The sequence below is a fragment of the Saccharothrix violaceirubra genome (genome assembly GCF_014203755.1).
In the GTDB taxonomy this organism is placed as follows: domain Bacteria; phylum Actinomycetota; class Actinomycetes; order Mycobacteriales; family Pseudonocardiaceae; genus Actinosynnema; species Actinosynnema violaceirubrum.
Genome location: NZ_JACHJS010000001.1, coordinates 2,211,855 through 2,229,305, shown reverse-complemented (window position 1 = coordinate 2,229,305; position 17,451 = coordinate 2,211,855). Strand labels below are relative to the sequence as shown.

The window sequence follows — 17,451 nt, the reverse complement described above, 5'->3', positions numbered from 1 at the left end:
GTCTCCGTTCAGTGCGCGAGGAACACGTTCTTCGTCTCGGTGAACGAGTGCAGCGCGTCCGGGCCGAGTTCGCGGCCCAGACCGGACTGCTTCACGCCGCCGAACGGCGTCCAGTACCGCACCGACGAGTGCGAGTTCACCGACAGCGTGCCCGCCTCCACGGCCCGGGCCACGCGCAGCGCCCGGCCGACGTCCCGCGTCCAGATCGAGCCCGACAGCCCGTACTCGGTGTCGTTGGCCAGCCGCACGGCGTCCTCCTCGTCGGTGAACGGCAGCACGACCACGACCGGACCGAAGATCTCCTCCACGGCCGCGCGGTCGGTGGGTGCGACGGGTGCCAGGACCGTGGGCGGGAACCAGAAGCCGGGCCCGTCGGGCGCGCTGCCCCGAAAAGCCACGGGCGCGTCGTCGGGCACGTACGAGGCGACCTTCGCCCGGTGCGCCGCGGAGATCAGCGGCCCCATCGTGGTCGCCTCCTCCCCCGGCGGCCCCACGACGACGCCGCGCACGGCGGGTTCCAGCAACGCCATGAACCGGTCGAACACCGACGCCTCGACGAGGATGCGGGACCGGGCGCAGCAGTCCTGCCCGGCGTTGTCGAACACCCCGTCGGGCGCGGTCGCGGCGGCGCGGTCGAGGTCGGCGTCGGCGAACACGATGTTGGCGCTCTTGCCGCCGAGTTCCAGCGTCGTGCGCTTCACCTGGTCCGCGCAGCCGGTCATGATCTCCTTGCCGACCCGGGTCGAGCCGGTGAAGACGACTTTGCGCACGTCCGGGTGCGTGACGAACCGACGGCCGACCACGTCGCCGCGGCCGGGCAGGACCTGGAGGACGTCCGGCGGCAGGCCCGCGTCCAGCGCGAGGTCGGCGAGCCGCAGCGCGGTGAGCGGCGTCGCCTCGGCGGGTTTGAGCACGACGGTGTTGCCCGCCGCCAGGGCCGGGGCGAACCCCCAGGCGGCGATCGGCATCGGGAAGTTCCACGGCACGATCACGCCGACCACGCCCAGGGGTTCGTGGAAGGTGACGTCGAGCCCGCCGGAAACGGGGATCTGCCGCCCGAAGAGCCGTTCCGGCGCGGCGGCGTAGTAGTGCAGGACGTCGCGGACGTTGCCCGCCTCCCACCGCGCGGTGCCGATGGTGTGCCCGGCGTTGCGCACCTCCAGCCACGCCAGTTCCTCGATCGCGCCGTCGACCGCGTCCGCGAATCGGCGCAGCAGCCGGGCCCGGTCGCCGGGCGCGACGGCCCGCCAGGCGGGGAAGGCCGCACGGGCACGGGCGACCGCCGCGTCGGTCTCCGCCGCCGACGTGGCCGCCACCGTGCGGAAGGGCCGCCCGGTCGACGGGTCCACCAGTTCGATCACCACGCGGGACTCCCCGCCGCCGCGTCGACCAGGGCCGCGAACAGCCGGTCGTCCTCGCTGTCGGCCTCCGGGTGGGACTGGACGCCCACGACGAACCGGGCGCCGACCAGTTCGACCGCCTCGACCGTGCCGTCCGCCGCCCGCGCCACCACCCGCAGGCCGTCGCCCGGCACGTCGACCGCCTGGTGGTGGTGGCAGTGCACGGTCGTGGCCATGCCGACGATCGACGACAGGCGGGTGCCGGGCGCGACCGCGATCCCGGTGTGGCCGTGCTCGGGGTCGTGGCCCTCGACGTGCTGGCGCAGCGTGCCGCCGCGCACGACGTTGAGCAGCTGCATGCCTCGACACACGCCCAACACCGGCAGGTCGCGCTTCAACGCGGCACGCGCGAGGTCCAGTTCGGCGGCGTCCCGGTCGGGCCGGGACGGGCCGGTGCGGGCGTCGCGGCAGCGTCCGTAGAGGGCGGGGTCGAGGTCGGGGCCGCCGGTGAACACGAGCGCGTCGAGGAACGCGATGGCGTCCGCGTCCCACACCCCGGCGGGCGGCACGAGCACGGGGTTGCCGCCGGCGCGGGCCACCGAGTCGACGTAGTCCCGGTACAGCACGGCCGCCTCGCCCGCGGCCGTGTGCTCCACGTGCGTGCTGACGCCGATCAGCGGTCTAGAGCCGTTCGAAACCACGGATGCGCTCCCAGTCCGTCACCGTCGCGTCGAACGCGGCCTGCTCCACGCGGGCCGCGTTGAGGTAGTGCGCCACCACGTCCTCGCCGAACGCCTCGTGTGCGACGGCGCTGCCCGCGAGCAGGGACGCCGCCTCGCGCAACGTCGTGGGCACGGTCGCGCGGTCGGCGGCGTAGGCGTTGCCGACGAAGGCGTCCTCCAGCGGCAGTTCGCGGTCGAGGCCGTGCAGTCCGGCGGCGATCAGCGCGGCCACCGCCAGGTACGGGTTCACGTCGCCGCCCGGCACCCGGTTCTCGAACCGCAGCGCGGCGCCCCGGCCCACGACCCGCAGCGCGCACGTCCGGTTGTCCCGGCCCCACGCGACGGCGGTGGGCGCGAAGCTGCCGGGCGCGAACCGCTTGTAGGAGTTCACGTTGGGCGCCAGGAAGTACGTCAACTCGCGCAACGCGGCGAGCTGTCCGGCCAGGAAGTGCCGCATCGGCGCGGACATGCCGCCCTCGTCCGCGAAGGCGGGTCGACCGTCGTCCGTGCGCAGCGACAGGTGCACGTGGCACGAGTTGCCTTCGCGCTCGTTGTACTTGGCCATGAACGTGAGGGACCGGCCGTGCCGTGCGGCGATCTCCTTGGCCCCGGTCTTGTAGACGCTGTGGTTGTCGCACGTGACGAGCGCGTCGGCGTACCGGAAGGTGATCTCGTGCTGGCCGGGGTTGCACTCCCCCTTGGCCGACTCGACCCGCAGTCCGGCACCCGCCATGTGGTTGCGGATGTCGCGCAGCAGCGGTTCGACGCGGCCGGTGCCCAACAGCGAGTAGTCGACGTTGTACCGGTTGGCCGGGGTGAGGTCGCGGTAGCGGCGGTCCCAGGCGTCCTCGTAGGTGTCGTCGAAGACCAGGAACTCCAGTTCGGTGCCGACGTCGGCGCGCAGGCCCCGGGCGGCGAGCCGGTCGAGCTGGCGGCGCAGCACCCGGCGCGGCGACGGTTCGACCGGGGTGCCGTCCTCGCGTTCGAGGTCGCACAGCACCAGCGCGGTGCCCTCGTGCCACGGGATCCGGCGCAGCGTGGACAGGTCGGGGCGCATCACGAAGTCGCCGTAGCCGCGGTCCCACGAGGAGAGCGCGTACCCGCCGACCGGGTTCATCTCGACGTCGACGGCGAGCAGGTAGTCGCAGCTCTCGGCGGGGTGCGCGAGGACCTCGTCGACGAAGAACCGGCCCGCGCACCGCTTGCCCTGCAACCGGCCCTGCATGTCGACGGCGGCGACCAGGACGGTGTCGACCGTTCCGGAGTCCACGAGTCCGCGCAACTCCCCGACGGTGAGCATCCGGCAACCTCCACAAGGTCGACACCACCCGTGGTCGCCCATGCTGACACCATCCGTGTGACGGCCGCCACCCTCCCACGTGGACGTTCGACCGTTACGAAAGGTGACTTCAAGTTCAACCGATCGTGACGAGCCGAGCGGGTTCGATCCGGGAACCCTGTGCTGGGCGCACCGGACAAGGAGGACAGGCATGACATGCACCGGCATCCGGGCCGGGGCCGTCGTCGTGGCGATGCTCGCCGCGACCGGTACCGCGCACGCGGCCGAGACGCTGGAGGACGAGGTCCGCACCCTGACCAACAAGGAGCGGACGGCGAACGGGTGTCCGACGCTGGCCGGCAACCCGAAGCTGACCAAGAGCGCGCAGGCGCATACCGACGAGATGGCGAAGGCAGGCAATTTCAGCCACACCGGACTCAACGGGTCGAACCCGGCGGAACGCATCGAGAAGGCGGGCTACGTCTGGAAGGCCGCCGCCGAGAACATCGCGTTCGGCCAGAAGACGCCGACCGAGGTGGTGGCGGCGTGGATGAAGAGCCCGGTGCACCGGGCGAACATCCTCAACTGCTCGTTGAAGGAACTGGGCGTCGGCTACGCGCTCGACGCCAAGAAGAAGGCGTACTGGACGCAGAACTTCGGCACGGCCTGAGCACCGGCGCGGCGGCCACCCCGGCACGCGGGGTGGCCGCCGCGACGCGTCTTCGGGCCGGTGCCCCGACCGATCGCGCCTGGCAGGATCGGCCGGGTGAGTGACATTCGACGTGTTGGAGTGGTGGGTGCCGGGCTCATGGGCTCGGGGATCGCCGAGGTCTGCGCCCGTGCCGGGCTGGACGTGGTGGTCGCCGACGTGAGCGCGGAGGCCACCGAGGCCGGGCGCGGGCGGATCGCCGCGTCGCTCGGCAAAGCCGTGCGCGGCGGGAAGCTGGGCACCGAGGACCGCGACGCCGCACTGGAGCGCCTGCGGTTCACCACCGACCTGACCGACCTGCGCGACCGTGACCTGGTCGTCGAGGCGGTCGCGGAGAACGAGCAGGTCAAGATCGAGGTCTTCCGGACGCTGGACGCGGTCGTCGCCGACCCGCGGGCGATCCTGGCCTCGAACACCTCGTCGATCCCGATCGCCAAGCTGGCGACGGCGACCGGGCGGCCGGGACAGGTGGTCGGGGTGCACTTCTTCAACCCCGTGCCCGTGCTCAAGCTCGTGGAGCTGGTGCCGTCGCTGCTGACCGACGAGCGGACGGTGACGCGGGCCGAGGAGTTCGCGACCGGGACGTTGGGCAAGCAGGTCATCCGTTCGCAGGACCGGGCCGGGTTCGTCGTCAACGCGCTGCTGATCCCATACCTGCTCGCGGCCGTGCGCATGCTGGAGTCCGGTTTCGCCTCGGCCGCCGACATCGACGCGGGCATGGTGCTGGGCTGTGCGCACCCGATGGGTCCGTTGCGCCTGGCCGACCTGATCGGCCTGGACACCACCAGGGCGATCGCCGAGTCGCTGTACGCGGAGTTCAAGGAGCCGCTGTACGCGCCGCCGCCACTGCTGCTGCGCATGGTCGACGCGGGTCTGCTGGGCCGCAAGAGCGGCCGGGGTTTCCACGACTACTCGTCCTGAACCGGGGGTCCGGGCGCGTCGCGCGGCGTGCCCGGACGCCGTCGTCGGTGATACCACACCGACGCGCACCGCGCTACGAAGCGGAACTCCGAATATTTCACGAACTCGTCGTGCCCACTCGGTGAATTTCCCCGGATAATACACGGCGAACGCGCACGTCCCAATATCCGCGAGGCGTTGCGAAGCTCACGGTCACATTGGTTCGAAAGGCTGATGTGGCTTACGGTCAAGCGCCCGTTCGGAGCATCCCACACCGCTGCCGGCACACACCTACAGCGATCGACAGAACACATCGGCTGCCTTTAGAGTGCCTTGCATCACGCTGGCGTCACCCGGTGGACAGGAATGCTTCGCATAGCGTAACTTCCGCTTCGCACCCCACGAGGAGAACCCCGCCTTGGACGCACGAGAGCTTTCCGTAAGCGATTTCACGGGTCAGCAGCTGAACGCGCTCCTTCATTCTCTGGGTATCACGGACACACCGACGGAATCAGCGGCACTACTGGCCGAGACACTCGGCCCCGGTGGCGCACTGCCGCTCGCCGCGCAGCCCGTGTGGCTTTCGGACGTGGCGGACGACCACACCCCGGTGGAATTCTCTGCGGCATTCGCAGCAGGCGAGGCGCCGGTCGTCCGCACGATCGTCGAGACCACCGCGATCGCGCCGTCCCGACGCACCAACACCGCCGCCGCGCTCGAGTGCCTCGACCGGTTGCGCGACCGGCCGGAACTCGGCCTTGACCTGCGGCGCTTCGACAGCGTCCGGGACCTGTTCCTCCCGGAACGCCCGGAACAGGATTTCACCCTCTGGTATTCCCTGGTGTTCCGCGGCGGCACCGCGCCGGGCGTGAAGGTGTACCTCAACCCCGAGGTGCGTGGTGTCGACGCGGCTGAGGATCTGGTCCGGGAAGGACTGGCGCGGACCGGCTTCGGCGACGCTTTCCGCATTTTGCGGGAACGCGCGGTGACCCGGCCGGGACTCGACCGCTATTCCTTCTTCGCCCTCGACCTGACCGATCCCGCACGGGCCCGGGTCAAGGTCTACATCTCGCATCACGCGGCCGGAGTGGACGAGGTGACGCGGGCCGCGGAAGCGGCGCGGGGGGTGGACGTGGACCGCCTGCCCGATTTCTGCCTCCTCACCGGTGGGCACACCGCACGGTTCGACGGGCGACCCCTCATTTCGAGTTACACGTTCCTGGAAGGCGACACCGACCGGCCGAGCGGCTATTCCCTGTACGTGCCGATCCGCGACTACGTGGAGGACGACGCGGAGGCCCGGGAACGGGTGCTCGCGGTCATGGCGAAGTACGACATGGACCCCGCGCCGTTCGACGACGCGCTCGCCGCCGTGGCGCGTCGTCGACTCGCCGACGGGGTGGGCCTGATCGCGCACGTCTCGCTGCGCATGGGTCGGCCGCGCCCTGGTATCACCGTCTACCTGTCCGCGGAGGCCCACGCCGTTGCCCCGCCGCGACCGGTCCGCCTCGCGAGCTAGGAGCCCCGCGTTGCCCACCTTCGAGCCCTACCGCATCAAGGTCGTCGAGCCGATCCCGATCACCACCCGGGAGCGGCGTGAGCGCGCGTTGGAGGAGGCCGGGTACAACCCGTTCAACCTCGACGCCGACGTGGTGACCATCGACCTGCTCAGCGACTCGGGCACCGGCGCGCTGTCGGCCGAGCAGCAGGCGGCCGGCCTGCGCGGCGACGAGACGTACGCGGGTGCCCGGTCGTTCCACCGGTTCCGCGACGTGGTCGCCGACCTCACCGGCTTCCCGCACATCTACCCCGTGCACCAGGGCCGGGCGGCCGAGCGGGTCCTGTTCGGCACGTTGCTCAAGCCGGGTCAGACGGTCCTGAGCAACACCCACTTCGACACCACGCGCGCCAACGTGGAGTTGCGCGGCTGCACGGCGAAGGACCTGCCCTGCGCGGCGTACCGCGACCTGGACAGCGACGCGCCGTTCAAGGGCGACATCGACCTGGAAGCCCTGGAAGCCGAGCTGTCCGGTCCGGACGACGTCGCCCTCGTGCTCATGACGATCACGAACAACGGCGGCGGCGGACAGCCGGTGTCCATGGCGAACCTGCGGGCCGCGGCCGAGATCAGCAGACGGCACGGCGTCCCGTTCTTCCTCGACGCGGCCCGGTTCGCGGAGAACGCGTGGCTGGTCACGCAGCGGGAACCCGGCTACGAGAACCACACCCCGCGCCAGGTCGCCGAGGAGGCGTTCCGGATCGCGGACGGCGCCGTGGTCAGCCTGAAGAAGGACGCGATCGTCCACATCGGAGGGTTGCTGGCGTTGCGCGACCCGGAGTTGGCCAAGCGGTGCGAACTCCTGGTCATCGCGGGCGAGGGCTTCCGCACCTACGGTGGACTGTCCGGGCGGGACCTGGAGATGATCGCGCAGGGCCTGCTGGAGGTCACCGAGCCGGAGTACCTGCGCGCCCGGGCCGAGCAGACCGCGTACCTGGCCGACCTCGCGGCGGAGGCGGGGGTCGACAGCGTCCGGCCCACCGGCGTGCACGCGCTGTACCTCAACGCGGGCCGCCTGCTGCCGCACCTGCCGCCGAGCCGGTTCCCCGGTTTCGCGTTGGCCACGCAGCTGTACCTGGAGGGCGGCATCCGCTGCGCCGAACTCGGTTCGCTCTACCTCGGCGAACTCGACGAGGCGGGCGGGCTGGTGAAGCCGGCGCCGTACGAGCTGGTGCGCCTGGCCATCCCGCGCCGCGTCTACACGCAGAGCCACCTGGAGTACGTGGGCGAGATCCTGGCCGCGATCGCCAAGAACCCCGAGCGGGTGCGCGGCTACCGGCTGACCGAGATCCCGCCCCTGCTGCGGCACTTCAACTGCCGCCTGGCGCCGGTGGACTGAAACGGTGGCGACGTCGTCGGGTCCGCCCCCGACGACCGCCCTCCGGGCCGCGTCCGACATCGCCGGACGCGGCCCGTCCGCACTCAGGATCCCTTGACGGCGGACAGGAAACGGCTCAGTGCGGCAGGCGGAAACCACACCGCCTCATCGGGGTTCTTGCTGTCGCGCACGGCCCGCAGCCCGTTCGCGACTTCCACGCACCGCGCGTCGTTGCCGGTGTTGGACCGCCTTGCCTTGCGCCATCGCATGTCCGGAAGTCCGGTCGCCAAGTCCCACATTCGTTCTGCCCCTGGCGGTCGTGTCGGTCGGAGATTCGGGCTTCAAGTATCGCCGCCGAATCCTTCTCCGAAGCCGCGCACGCCCAGGAGTTCTCGAAGATCGTCATGTGGTCGTCCTCCGCGCGGACGTAGTCGCCCTTGAGCGGCTCGGTGATGTAGGCGAAAGCCAGTCCCACATCCGTGTGCGGGAGCGTGAAGCCGGCGCTCAGCCCGGCGACGTTGCCTGCCGCGCGAGTGATGACGCGAAGCGTGATGTTCGGCAACGCGGCCAACGTCCGCAGGTGTTCGAGTGGGCGTCGCAGGACTTCCGGTCCGCCGCTCGATCGGTCCAAGGCATCTTCGCCAAGCACGATCCACACTCGGGGTCCGTTCGCGTGCAGGACGTTGCGACCGCGCTCGGCTCGTTCCGCAGCGACGGCCTGCACGGTCGATGCCACGATCGTGGGGGATCCCAGAAGCGCCGCGCGAGCGTACTCCTCTGTCTGCGCCAAGCCTGGAATCTCGTTGTAGACCATCCGGATCTCGGAAGCGTAGCGCTCCAACGACAGGTATCGATGGTCACGCGCGCCGACGACTTTGCGCGGACGGGACCGCTGCCGGGAAAGTCGCGCCAGAGTCCGGAACTGGTCGGCCTTCTCCGCTGTCGGTAGGTACGTCCTGATCATCGCGTCCACGTCCGCATCGGTCGTGCCGACAACACCACCTTCGATCTTCTGGAGCTTGGTGGCCTAGAAGCTCGGCATGACCTCACGGAGGTCCCGGGAGGCCGTGCCGGGGTCGAGCCCTGCTTCCACGCGGAGCCGCCGCGCCAGTTCTCCGCACAGCAGCCGTGCGATCACAGGGTCGAGGGCCTCATGCGTCATGCGGCGCAGTCTGCACCACTGCCGGGACCGGCCTTCGAGATCTACGGACAGTAGTAGCTTTCAATGAAAGGTCTAGTCTCGGCTCGCGGCCGACCGGATTGGAGATTCGGCTGGTGGCCGCGGCCGGCGGGGACTCGCGTCGAGTCCCGCCGGTGCCAAATCGGAGAACGGAGCATCGCATGAACCTGTCCGCCAGTCCTCCTACATCAAGATCTACGGGGACGCCCCGATGAACGTCCGGACCTCGCCGGAGGAGATCGAGATCGGGTACGACGGCGACTTGGACCTCGTCCTGACCCATCTGGCCGCGTCGAAACCGCACGATCACCTCGTCGAGTACCTCGCCTCGTGCCCGGTTGCCTGACCGCTTCCGTGCCCCAGCGCGTCAAGCAGGTACGTGCCCGGAGGAAACGGGTCCGGCTCCGTGGCGAGGGTGAGGCGTTCCGGACATTCGCCCGTCAGGCCGGCTACCGATCGGACAACGCGTTGTCGTTGGCGATCGGGCTCAACCGATCGACCGTGACACGCGTGTGCGATGGAGACCTGCATCCCGGGGCGTGCTTCGTCGCCGGTGTCCTGTCGGTGTTCGACACCGTCCTCTTCCACGTCCTGTTCGAGATCATCGACGACTGACAGCCGTGGTGTCGCCGATCGCCTCGACCAGGAAACCCGCTGTTGCCAGGCGAATCCATGACATCGAGTCCGGGCGGGACGGCTGCGTCCCGCCCGGCTGCGCGACAATCGACTACGACAGCAACCGGTGCGCGAGGCTGCCCTGCGTGCTGTGCCGCCCGATCGCCGGGCACCAGCCGAGCGGGGTGACCCCGGCGTAGTGCAGGCCCTGGCAACGGATGCAGTGGCGCCAGTCGCCCTGCCGCCACGGATACCCGGATCCGTGGTAGAGCGCGTAGTCGTAGCTGCCCACGGTGCTGTGGCGCTCCCCGTCGGACGGGCAGACGCCGCCCGGCGAGTCGTACGCCAGGCCCTGGCACCTGACGCAGAGCCGCCAGTCCGACTGGTAGTCCGCAGGAACCGGGTTGTAGGCGTACTCCAAGCCGTAGTCGCCGCTGAGACTCGGGTCGTGGCCATTGCCGTCCGCCGTGCAGACGCCGTTGCCCGCGCCGCCATAGAACAAGCCCTTGCAGTCTCGGCAGTACCGCCAACCCCACTGCACGCCGACGGCCGAGGCCGTGCCGGTGACCGCGAAGACCGAGGCGATGCCGAGTGCCAAGCCGCCGAGCAGCGTCGAACGCCGGGAGAGGTGTTCCATCGTGGAGTCCGATCCGGTGATGGAATGCGACCTCGGCGAGTGTCCTCCCCGTCAGGGCGCGACGGGCGCACCTGGTGACGAGTTCGCGGACGTCCTCCGCGCTACGCCATCGCGTCCAACCGGTCCATGGTGTGCTGGATCAGGCTCACCAGGACGTTCTTGGCCGACTCGCGGTCGCGCACGTCGCACAGCACCATCGGGATGCCCTCGTCGAGGTCCAGCGCACGCCGTACTTCCTCGGCGCGGTACCGGTGGGCGCCCTCGAAGCAGTTCACCGCGATGATGAACGGGATGCCCCGGCGCTCGAAGAAGTCGATCGACGGGAAGCTGGAGTCCAGCCGCCGGGTGTCCACCAGGATCACCGCGCCGATCGCGCCGTAGGCCAACTCGTCCCACATGAACCAGAACCGGTTCTGGCCCGGCGTGCCGAACAGGTACAGCACGACTTCGGGGTTGATCGTGATCCGGCCGAAGTCGAGGGCGACCGTCGTGGTCTCCTTCGTCTCCAGGCCGACGACGTCGTCGACGCCGACGCCCGCCTCGGTCAGCAACTCCTCGGTGTGCAGCGGCGGTATCTCGCTGACCGAGTTGACCATGGTCGTCTTGCCGGTGCCGAAACCGCCGGCCACGACGATCTTGACAGGGGTGGGGACCAGCAGTTCCCCGCCCGGTCGCTCAGATTCCACGGACACCATCCAGCACTGCCTGCAACAGGTTCCGGTCCGGCACGAGCGGGACACGGGAAGGGTCTCGGATGACGACGTCACCGCGCTGGATCAGGTCGCTGAGCAGCACCTTCACCACCACCAGCGGCACGTCGAGGTAGGCGGCGACCTCCGCGACCGACAACGGGCGGCGGCACAGCTCCATGATCTCCAGGTGCTCGACCGACAGCGCCTCGGGGTCGGCGGGCGACGGCATGGCGCGCACCTGGGTGACCAGGTGCAGCTCCGGGCGCAACGGCCGGGTCCGGCCGCGCACCATCGCGTACGGACGGACCAGCGGACCCGCCGCCTCGTCGTACCACCAGTCCTCCCGGCCGCTCATCAGGAGGACCTGCGGGCGGCGGGCAGGGTCGTCGCGGTGCCGCGCGGTGCCGACGACAGGTACGTGCCGACCCGCTTGACGAGCATGTTCATCTCGTAGGCGATCATGCCCATGTCGGAGTCCTCCTCGCCGAGCACCGCGAGGCACGCGCCGTGGCCCGCCGCCGTGACGAAGAGGTAGGCGTGTTCCATCTCGACGATGGTCTGCCGCACCGCGCCGCCGCCGAAGTGGCGGCCGGTGCCGCGCGCGAGGCTCTGGAACGCCGACGCCATCGCGGACAGGTGGTCCGAGTCGTCCTTGGACAGTCCGGGCGAACGGCCGAGCAGCAGGCCGTCCGCGGACAGCACCACCGCGTGCCGGGCCCCGACCACCCGGCCGACCAGGTCCTCCAACAACCAGTTCAGTTCCTTGTGCTGGCTGGTCATGTCGTTCATCGCCGTTCTGCCTTTCCGGTTTCCGGTCCATCCGGCCACTGCGCTGTCAGCGTTCCCGGTCGTCGCTTGTGCCACGGGCATCGCGTGTTCCCCGCTGGAACGCCGACAGGCCCTTGCGGGACTTCTCGGCGGACTTCACGGGGTCGACCTCGGCGAGCGGTTCGGGCGAAGGGTGGAAATCGTTGCGCGCCAACTGGGGCGCCAGGTTCTGCTGCCGACGTCGGCGCGGCAGTTCGGGACGGTCGACCGCGGCCCCGGGTGTGGCGGGCGGCGGTTCGCCGGCGGGTGGGCGCTTGCGTTGCGGCAGGGCCAGGTCGCCGCTGTGCGACGACAGGTCCAGCTCGCCGGACAGTTCCAGGCCGGGCGGCGCCGACAGGTCGACGTTCCCGCTCACCCGCTCCGGCGCTGGGTGGGGATCGACCCCGGCGGGGCGCTGGTTGGCCGCCGCCTCGGCCTGGGCCCAGAAGCCTTCGAGTTCACGGGACGTGTCGGGAAACCTGGCATCCTGCACCGGTTCGTCAACCTGCTCCGGGATGGGGTGGTCGTCGGGGAGCGTCCGGCGGGGCAGCTCGCGCGTCTCCGCCGGTTCGACCGCGGCGTTCGGCCCGGCGACGATCGCCGACGGGACGACCACCAGGGCCAGCGTGCCGCCGTAGGGCGACTCGCGCAGTTCGACGTGGATGCCCCGGCGGGCGGCCAGTCGGGCGACCACGAACAGGCCCAGCCGCGATTCGCCGCGCAGGCGCATCGCGTCGAACTCCGGCGGGTCGGCGAGCATCGCGTTGTGCTGCTCGCGGTCCTCCGGGTTGATGCCCAGGCCGTGGTCCTCGATCTCGACGACGACGCCCTGCGGCACCTCGCTGGCGTGCACCTGCACCTGGGAGCGCGGCGACGAGAACGCGGTGGCGTTGTCGACCAGCTCGGCGATGAGGTGGATGGTGTCCGCGACGGCCGCGCCGACGAGCGCGGTGTCGGGCACCGGGTTGACCTTGACCCGCACGTACTGCTCGGTCTCGGCCACGGCCGCGCGCAGCACGTCCAGCAGCCGCACGGGTTTGCGCCACTGCCGGCCGGGCTGCTCGCCCGCGAGGATGATCAGGTTCTCGGCGTTGCGCCGGGCGCGCGTGGCCAGGTGGTCGAGCTGGAACAGCGCGTCGAGCTGCTCGGGGTTCTCCTCCTCGCGCTCCAGCTTGTCCAGGATCTTGAGCTGGCGGTGCACCAGGCCCTGGTTGCGGTGCGCGATGTCGAGGAAGACCCGGTTCACGCCTTCACGGGCCTGGCTCTCCTTCACCGCCGCCGCGACGGCGGTGTACTGGGCGGCGTTGAACGCGTCGGCCACCTGGCCGATCTCGTCGCTGCCGTAGTCCAGCGGCGGGACCTCCACCTCCACGTCGACGTGCTTGCCCTCGCGCAGCCGGTCGACGATGTCGGGCAGGCGTTCGTGCGCCAGGGTCAGCGAGTCCTTCTTCAACGCGGTCAGGCGGGTGATCAGCGCGCGGTTGACCAGGCGGTTGGACGTGCGGATCGCGATCAGGATGCCGATGATCACGGCGAGCAGGGCGATGAGGCTGCCGATGAGGACCGTGCGGAACTTGCTCTCGCCGCGCGCCATCGTGACGCTCACCGCGCTCGTGGACTGCTCCTCGACGAGCGCGGTCAGCTCGGTCGAGATCGGGCCGCTGACCGACTGCCACTCCTGGAGCGTCACCGAGGAGATGGGCCGCGAGCCGTTGCCGATGAGCCGGTTCTCCAGTTCGACGAGCCGCTTCCACGCGTCGCCCTCGACCATGAACCTGTAGTGCTCGCGCGCCTTGGGCAGCGCGTAGGGCTCCAGGGTGGTGAACGAGGAGTGGTAGGCGCCGACGAGCGTGGCGAACTCGACGTGCTCCTCGGTGCCGAACGACCCGGCGGCCAGCGCGCCCGAGGCGAGCGACGTGGCGCGCGACATCCAGTCGGCCGCGCGGAAGTAGTCGGCCGCGGTGACCGCGTTGGTCATCGACTCGGCGTCGGGCACGACCCGGGACTGCACGCTGAACAGCGCGTCACCCGCGTCCAGGACGCTGTTGTAGTAGTCGTAGACGTCGGTCTTCGAGACCCGGTTGGACTCGAGCTGGTCGCGCTTCTGGGGCAGCTGGTCGAGCAGGGCGTTGAGCGCGCCGATCTTGTCGACGATCTCCTGTGGCGCCTGCGAGGCGACGTCGGCGAACGCCTTGCGCATCTCCTCGACCGCGCGGTCGGTGGCCTGGTGCTGGGCGATCAGATCGCTGACGACGGCGCCGGGCTGGCTGAGCGTGGTCATGCTCAGCTCGCGTTCCTTCTGGATCGCGGCGAAGGTCTGGAGCGCCGGGATCGAGGCGTCTTCCACGCCCGCGGCGACGGCGCGCAGGTAGATGCCGTCGAAAACGGTGTAGGAGGAGAACAGAGCCCACATGACCAGCAGGACGATGCTGGGGACGACGACGACACCCGTGAGCCGTGAACGGATGGTCTTGTAGTTCGTCTCCGTCGTGCTCTTCTGCTTCACAGCGCTCCGCAGCCTCGTCTACTCCGTTGTCAGGTCGGACGCAGCACTCGGCCCACTGACTCTTCACCCGATCGGCCACAGAACGGTAACATCGGAAGATCAACATTACGAAGAGACAGCGATCACTCGCGCGACGCGACGAGAAGGTTACCCAGTCGAGTGACGGCAAGCCAGTGGGCTGATGTGAACATCCGATGCTGTCGGACCTTGCCCATTCAGTTGGCGTGGACCGACTCCACCGTGTATGTCGTCTCGGGCGTCGGCGTCGTACCGAAACGGGCGTTCGGCAGGTACAGTGTGTCACCGAAAGCGGCCACCGTGGTGGGCACGTCGAACTTCGGGTTCGCGTGCCGCTTCACGATCTTTCCGCTGGTACCGGCCCGGTCGAGGCGGATCTCGACGACCTCGTTCGCCGAGCCGCGCACGACGTAGAGGGTCCGGCCGCGCAGCAACAGGCCGTCACCGCCCGGGACGCGCTCGCCGCCGAGGTCCACGACCCGGCTCACCCCGTTCGCGTCCACATTGTGGAGTTGTCCGGTGCTGCTTTGCACGACCAACAGGGCTTTACCGTCGGGCGTCTCGGCGATGCCGTTGGCGTTGAACGCGCCGGGCGTGTTGTGGAAGTCACCGGAGAGCGGCACGGTCGTCGAGGCGTCCGGCAGTCGGCCGTGCGGACCGAGCGCGATCTTGTACAGGCGGGCGTTGAACGAGTCGGTGAAGAACACCGCGGCGTCGGTCACCACGACGTCATTGACGAATGCGCCGGGCTGGTCCCACAACCGGTAGGTCTTGAGCGGCTCTCCCGTTTTCGCGTCGACCACCCGCCCTTCCCCGGTCTGGCCGCCCGCGACGAACAACCGCTGCCGCCGGTCGATCTTGAGGCCGACCGAGGAGGTGCCCGGCCCCTGCGAGAAGACCTGCCCGCGACCGCTGAGCAGGTCGAGCCGGTACAGGTCGCCGTCGGCGAGCGAGCCGAGGTAGGCGACGGGCGCGGTGCCGATCGCGATGCCCTCCGGCCGGAAGCCCGCGGGCAGGTCGTAGCTCCTCGACGGCACCGGCGGGATCGGCGCCGCCGCCGCGGGCACCACCACCACCACCAGCGAAATCGCCGTCGCCACCACCGCGAGCACCGCGTTCGTCCGAGCCATCGAGCCCTCCTCACGTGTGTCCGTCACGGCGAGTCTGGCGCAGTTCCCCCGACCGCGGCAGGACCGCACGGTCGACGACGATCAGCGGGTGGCGTGATCGGCCGCACGACGCCGCCGACGGCATCCGGATCGCTTTCCCGGAGCCGCCGCGACCTCGACCGAGGACGCCTTCCGCCGTCGTCGACCCGAAACGCGAGGGACGCCGGAAGCCGCCGCCCACCCGCATTTCCAGGCCCTTTCCCGAGAACGCGGACCCCGCCGGACGACAATCAGGCCCGACAGGATTCCGCCGCCGCCTGGAATTCCCCGCACCGAATCGCCCCCGGTCGCAACTTGACCGAAAGACGCAACTTTGCGGTTACCGATCCGTACAGGACCGTTTCGCCCAAAACCAGACCGTCTCGACTGGTCCATCCGGCCCATCGGGTGCCTCCGGTCCCCTCCCGGACGACGTCGTAAACGTGAATGAATCAAGACCGCACGAGGGCACCGCGCCGAATCGCCGGAAACAGACCCGAACCCGTTCGACACCGGGCCGGGACATCGCGTAGGAGTGGCACCGACCCGAAGACCGGGAATCGCGGACCGGGTATTCCGCCGGTCAGCCGACCGGCGGATGACCGCTCGCCCGACGCGCCGCGACGGCGATGCGCCCCACTCTGCGCATGGCCCGCGCGACCGTGACCGTGTCCCCCGCCCGATCGGCCAGCAGCACCGCCTCGGTGGCCGCGCGGACCGCGGCGGCGAAGCGACCGGACCGGGTGCGGGCGTCGGCGAGGGCCACGGTCAGCCGGGCCTGGGCCGCCCGGTCGTCGGCCCGCCGCGCCGCGTCCGCCGCCGCTTCCAGCACCGGCACCCGGGCATCGGCCCGGCACCGTCCGGCGAGCGCCTCGCCCAGCCGCCACACCAGGTCCGGCCACCCCGACCGGATCGCCATGCGGGCGGCGGCACGCAGTTCACCGGCCGGCGCCGACCGGCCGAGGACCACGTACCACTCGGCGATGCGGCGCCGTGCCGCCTCGTGCTCGGCGACCCGTACCTGGCGGGCCTGCGCGCGGACCAGCGCGTGGTAGCGGTGGCGGCCGTCGGGCGCGTCGGTCAGCAGGTTCCACTCGGTCAGGTCGGCCAGCAGCGCCGCCACCCGGCACTCGGGCTCACCGGTCGCCACGGCCGCGCCGACCGCGTCGAACGACGGGCCGGGCAACAGCGCGCACAACCGCAACGCCCGCGCGTGCCGCGCCGGCAGTCCGGACCGGACCAGGTCGAACAGCGGCTCGGTGGTCCCGGCGTCGGTCGGGTCGACGGCGACGCCCTCGGCCCGCAACGCGCACAGCTCGGCGGCGAGCGTCCGCGCGGACCCGGCCGCCAGGCGCGCACCGACGATCCCCAGCGCCAGCGGCGATCCGCCGCAGCGGCGGACGAGTTCTTCGGCCGCCGGGCGTTCCGCGACGACCCGCGAGCCGACCAGGCGTTCCAACAGCTCCAGCGAGGAATCCGGACCCAACGGCGGCACCTCGACCACCCGCGCACCGTCCAGCCCCAACGGTGAGCGGGACGTCACGACCGCGACACCCGCGTCCGGCAGCAACGGCCGGACCTGCTCGGCGGACTTCGCGTCGTCGAGCAGCACGGCGACCCGCCGACGCGCGACCAGCGCGCGGTACAGGAGCACGGGATCGTCCGGCATCCGATGCGCGGGCACGCCCGACGCGCGCAGGAAGTCCTCGACCGGGTCCGACGCCGGGTCGCCGAGATCGGTGTGCAGGGCCGCGTCGGGGAACCGGTCACGCACGCCGTCGAGCCACTGCGCGGCCAGCGCGCTCTTCCCGATACCGCCGGGTCCGGTGAGGACCACCAGCGGTGTCCTGTCCGTCGCGAGCCAGGCGTCGAGGCGGGCGAGTTCGTGGCGGCGGGCCGTGAACAGCGCGGGCGGCGGCGGGAGTCGACGGGGCATGTGCGACACCTCCCTGTGAGAAGCCTTCGCAAGACAGGGGTGCGTCAAGGTAACGAATGAATAACGACAAGGTCGCGGACCGGTCG

The 17,451-nt window shown here is 70.5% G+C and carries 17 protein-coding genes and 1 pseudogene; 5 read left to right on the top strand and 13 right to left on the bottom strand.

The window, feature by feature from the left end; translation table 11 throughout:
* Window positions 1–8 precede the first annotated feature (8 nt).
* The 3 genes from F4559_RS11045 to F4559_RS11035 are packed head-to-tail and all read right to left on the bottom strand — an operon-like array spanning window position 9 to window position 3,362.
* Window positions 9–1,361: an aldehyde dehydrogenase family protein gene (locus F4559_RS11045; protein WP_376774712.1), complete on the bottom strand. Its 1,353-nt coding sequence runs from the start codon at window positions 1,359–1,361 to the stop codon at window positions 9–11.
* The gene (locus F4559_RS11040; RefSeq protein ID WP_184668130.1) at window positions 1,358–2,041 is read right to left on the bottom strand and encodes a gamma-glutamyl-gamma-aminobutyrate hydrolase family protein; all 684 of its coding nucleotides are present in this window, start codon (window positions 2,039–2,041) and stop codon (window positions 1,358–1,360) included. The genes F4559_RS11045 and F4559_RS11040 overlap by 4 nt, the downstream gene beginning before the upstream one ends.
* Window positions 2,022–3,362, bottom strand: coding sequence for a glutamine synthetase family protein (locus F4559_RS11035; RefSeq protein WP_184668128.1), 1,341 nt, complete (start codon window positions 3,360–3,362; stop codon window positions 2,022–2,024). The genes F4559_RS11040 and F4559_RS11035 overlap by 20 nt, the downstream gene beginning before the upstream one ends.
* Window positions 3,363–3,552: 190 nt before the next feature.
* On the opposite strand from F4559_RS11035, the gene F4559_RS11030 reads away from it, so the two are divergent.
* From F4559_RS11030 to F4559_RS11015, 4 genes are all read left to right on the top strand, one after another.
* Window positions 3,553–4,011, top strand: coding sequence for a CAP domain-containing protein (locus tag F4559_RS11030; protein ID WP_184668126.1), 459 nt, complete (start codon window positions 3,553–3,555; stop codon window positions 4,009–4,011).
* 96 nt (window positions 4,012–4,107) lie between these two features.
* Window positions 4,108–4,971 (top strand): 3-hydroxybutyryl-CoA dehydrogenase, encoded by an 864-nt coding sequence (locus F4559_RS11025; protein WP_184668124.1) that lies wholly within the window; start codon window positions 4,108–4,110, stop codon window positions 4,969–4,971.
* 397 nt (window positions 4,972–5,368) lie between these two features.
* Window positions 5,369–6,469: a tryptophan dimethylallyltransferase family protein gene (locus tag F4559_RS11020; protein ID WP_184668123.1), complete on the top strand. Its 1,101-nt coding sequence runs from the start codon at window positions 5,369–5,371 to the stop codon at window positions 6,467–6,469.
* A gap of 10 nt (window positions 6,470–6,479) precedes the next feature.
* A complete protein-coding gene (locus F4559_RS11015) occupies window positions 6,480–7,847 on the top strand; it encodes a tryptophanase (RefSeq protein WP_184668122.1) in 1,368 nt (455 codons plus the stop codon).
* Window positions 7,848–7,930: 83 nt separating this feature from the next.
* On the opposite strand, the gene F4559_RS11010 is transcribed toward F4559_RS11015, so the two are convergent.
* From F4559_RS11010 to F4559_RS35815, 3 genes and pseudogenes are all read right to left on the bottom strand, one after another.
* Window positions 7,931–8,095 carry a DUF397 domain-containing protein gene (locus F4559_RS11010; RefSeq protein ID WP_246445139.1) on the bottom strand — a complete coding sequence of 55 codons (165 nt, stop codon included), beginning with the start codon at window positions 8,093–8,095 and terminating at the stop codon, window positions 7,931–7,933.
* Window positions 8,096–8,178: 83 nt separating this feature from the next.
* Window positions 8,179–8,790, bottom strand: a pseudogene (locus F4559_RS34885) (DUF5753 domain-containing protein); the annotation flags it as partial.
* Window positions 8,791–8,853: 63 nt separating this feature from the next.
* The gene (locus F4559_RS35815) at window positions 8,854–8,988 is read right to left on the bottom strand and encodes a hypothetical protein (protein WP_281386297.1); all 135 of its coding nucleotides are present in this window, start codon (window positions 8,986–8,988) and stop codon (window positions 8,854–8,856) included.
* Window positions 8,989–9,217: 229 nt separating this feature from the next.
* Here F4559_RS35815 and F4559_RS35810 point away from each other — a divergent pair, with 229 nt between their 5' ends.
* Window positions 9,218–9,352 carry a hypothetical protein gene (locus F4559_RS35810; protein ID WP_281386296.1) on the top strand — a complete coding sequence of 45 codons (135 nt, stop codon included), beginning with the start codon at window positions 9,218–9,220 and terminating at the stop codon, window positions 9,350–9,352.
* A 381-nt stretch (window positions 9,353–9,733) separates the two neighbouring features.
* Here F4559_RS35810 and F4559_RS11000 read toward each other — a convergent pair whose 3' ends face one another.
* The 7 genes from F4559_RS11000 to F4559_RS10970 form a co-directional block, all read right to left on the bottom strand.
* Window positions 9,734–10,258: a hypothetical protein gene (locus F4559_RS11000; RefSeq protein WP_184668119.1), complete on the bottom strand. Its 525-nt coding sequence runs from the start codon at window positions 10,256–10,258 to the stop codon at window positions 9,734–9,736.
* 101 nt (window positions 10,259–10,359) lie between these two features.
* On the bottom strand, window positions 10,360–10,953 hold the full coding sequence (locus F4559_RS10995) for a GTP-binding protein (RefSeq protein WP_184668118.1): 594 nt from the start codon (window positions 10,951–10,953) through the stop codon (window positions 10,360–10,362).
* The gene (locus tag F4559_RS10990; protein ID WP_184668116.1) at window positions 10,934–11,305 is read right to left on the bottom strand and encodes a DUF742 domain-containing protein; all 372 of its coding nucleotides are present in this window, start codon (window positions 11,303–11,305) and stop codon (window positions 10,934–10,936) included. The genes F4559_RS10995 and F4559_RS10990 overlap by 20 nt, the downstream gene beginning before the upstream one ends.
* Window positions 11,305–11,739, bottom strand: coding sequence for a roadblock/LC7 domain-containing protein (locus F4559_RS10985; protein ID WP_184668115.1), 435 nt, complete (start codon window positions 11,737–11,739; stop codon window positions 11,305–11,307). The genes F4559_RS10990 and F4559_RS10985 overlap by 1 nt, the downstream gene beginning before the upstream one ends.
* A 46-nt stretch (window positions 11,740–11,785) precedes the next feature.
* Window positions 11,786–14,263, bottom strand: a complete 2,478-nt coding sequence (locus F4559_RS10980; RefSeq protein WP_184668114.1) for a nitrate- and nitrite sensing domain-containing protein — start codon at window positions 14,261–14,263, stop codon at window positions 11,786–11,788.
* 215 nt (window positions 14,264–14,478) lie between these two features.
* A complete protein-coding gene (locus tag F4559_RS10975) occupies window positions 14,479–15,411 on the bottom strand; it encodes an SMP-30/gluconolactonase/LRE family protein (protein ID WP_184668113.1) in 933 nt (310 codons plus the stop codon).
* Between the two features lie 601 nt (window positions 15,412–16,012).
* Entirely contained in the window at window positions 16,013–17,365 is a 1,353-nt protein-coding gene (locus F4559_RS10970) for an NB-ARC domain-containing protein (RefSeq protein WP_184668112.1), read from the bottom strand.
* Between the last annotated feature and the right edge of the window lie 86 nt (window positions 17,366–17,451).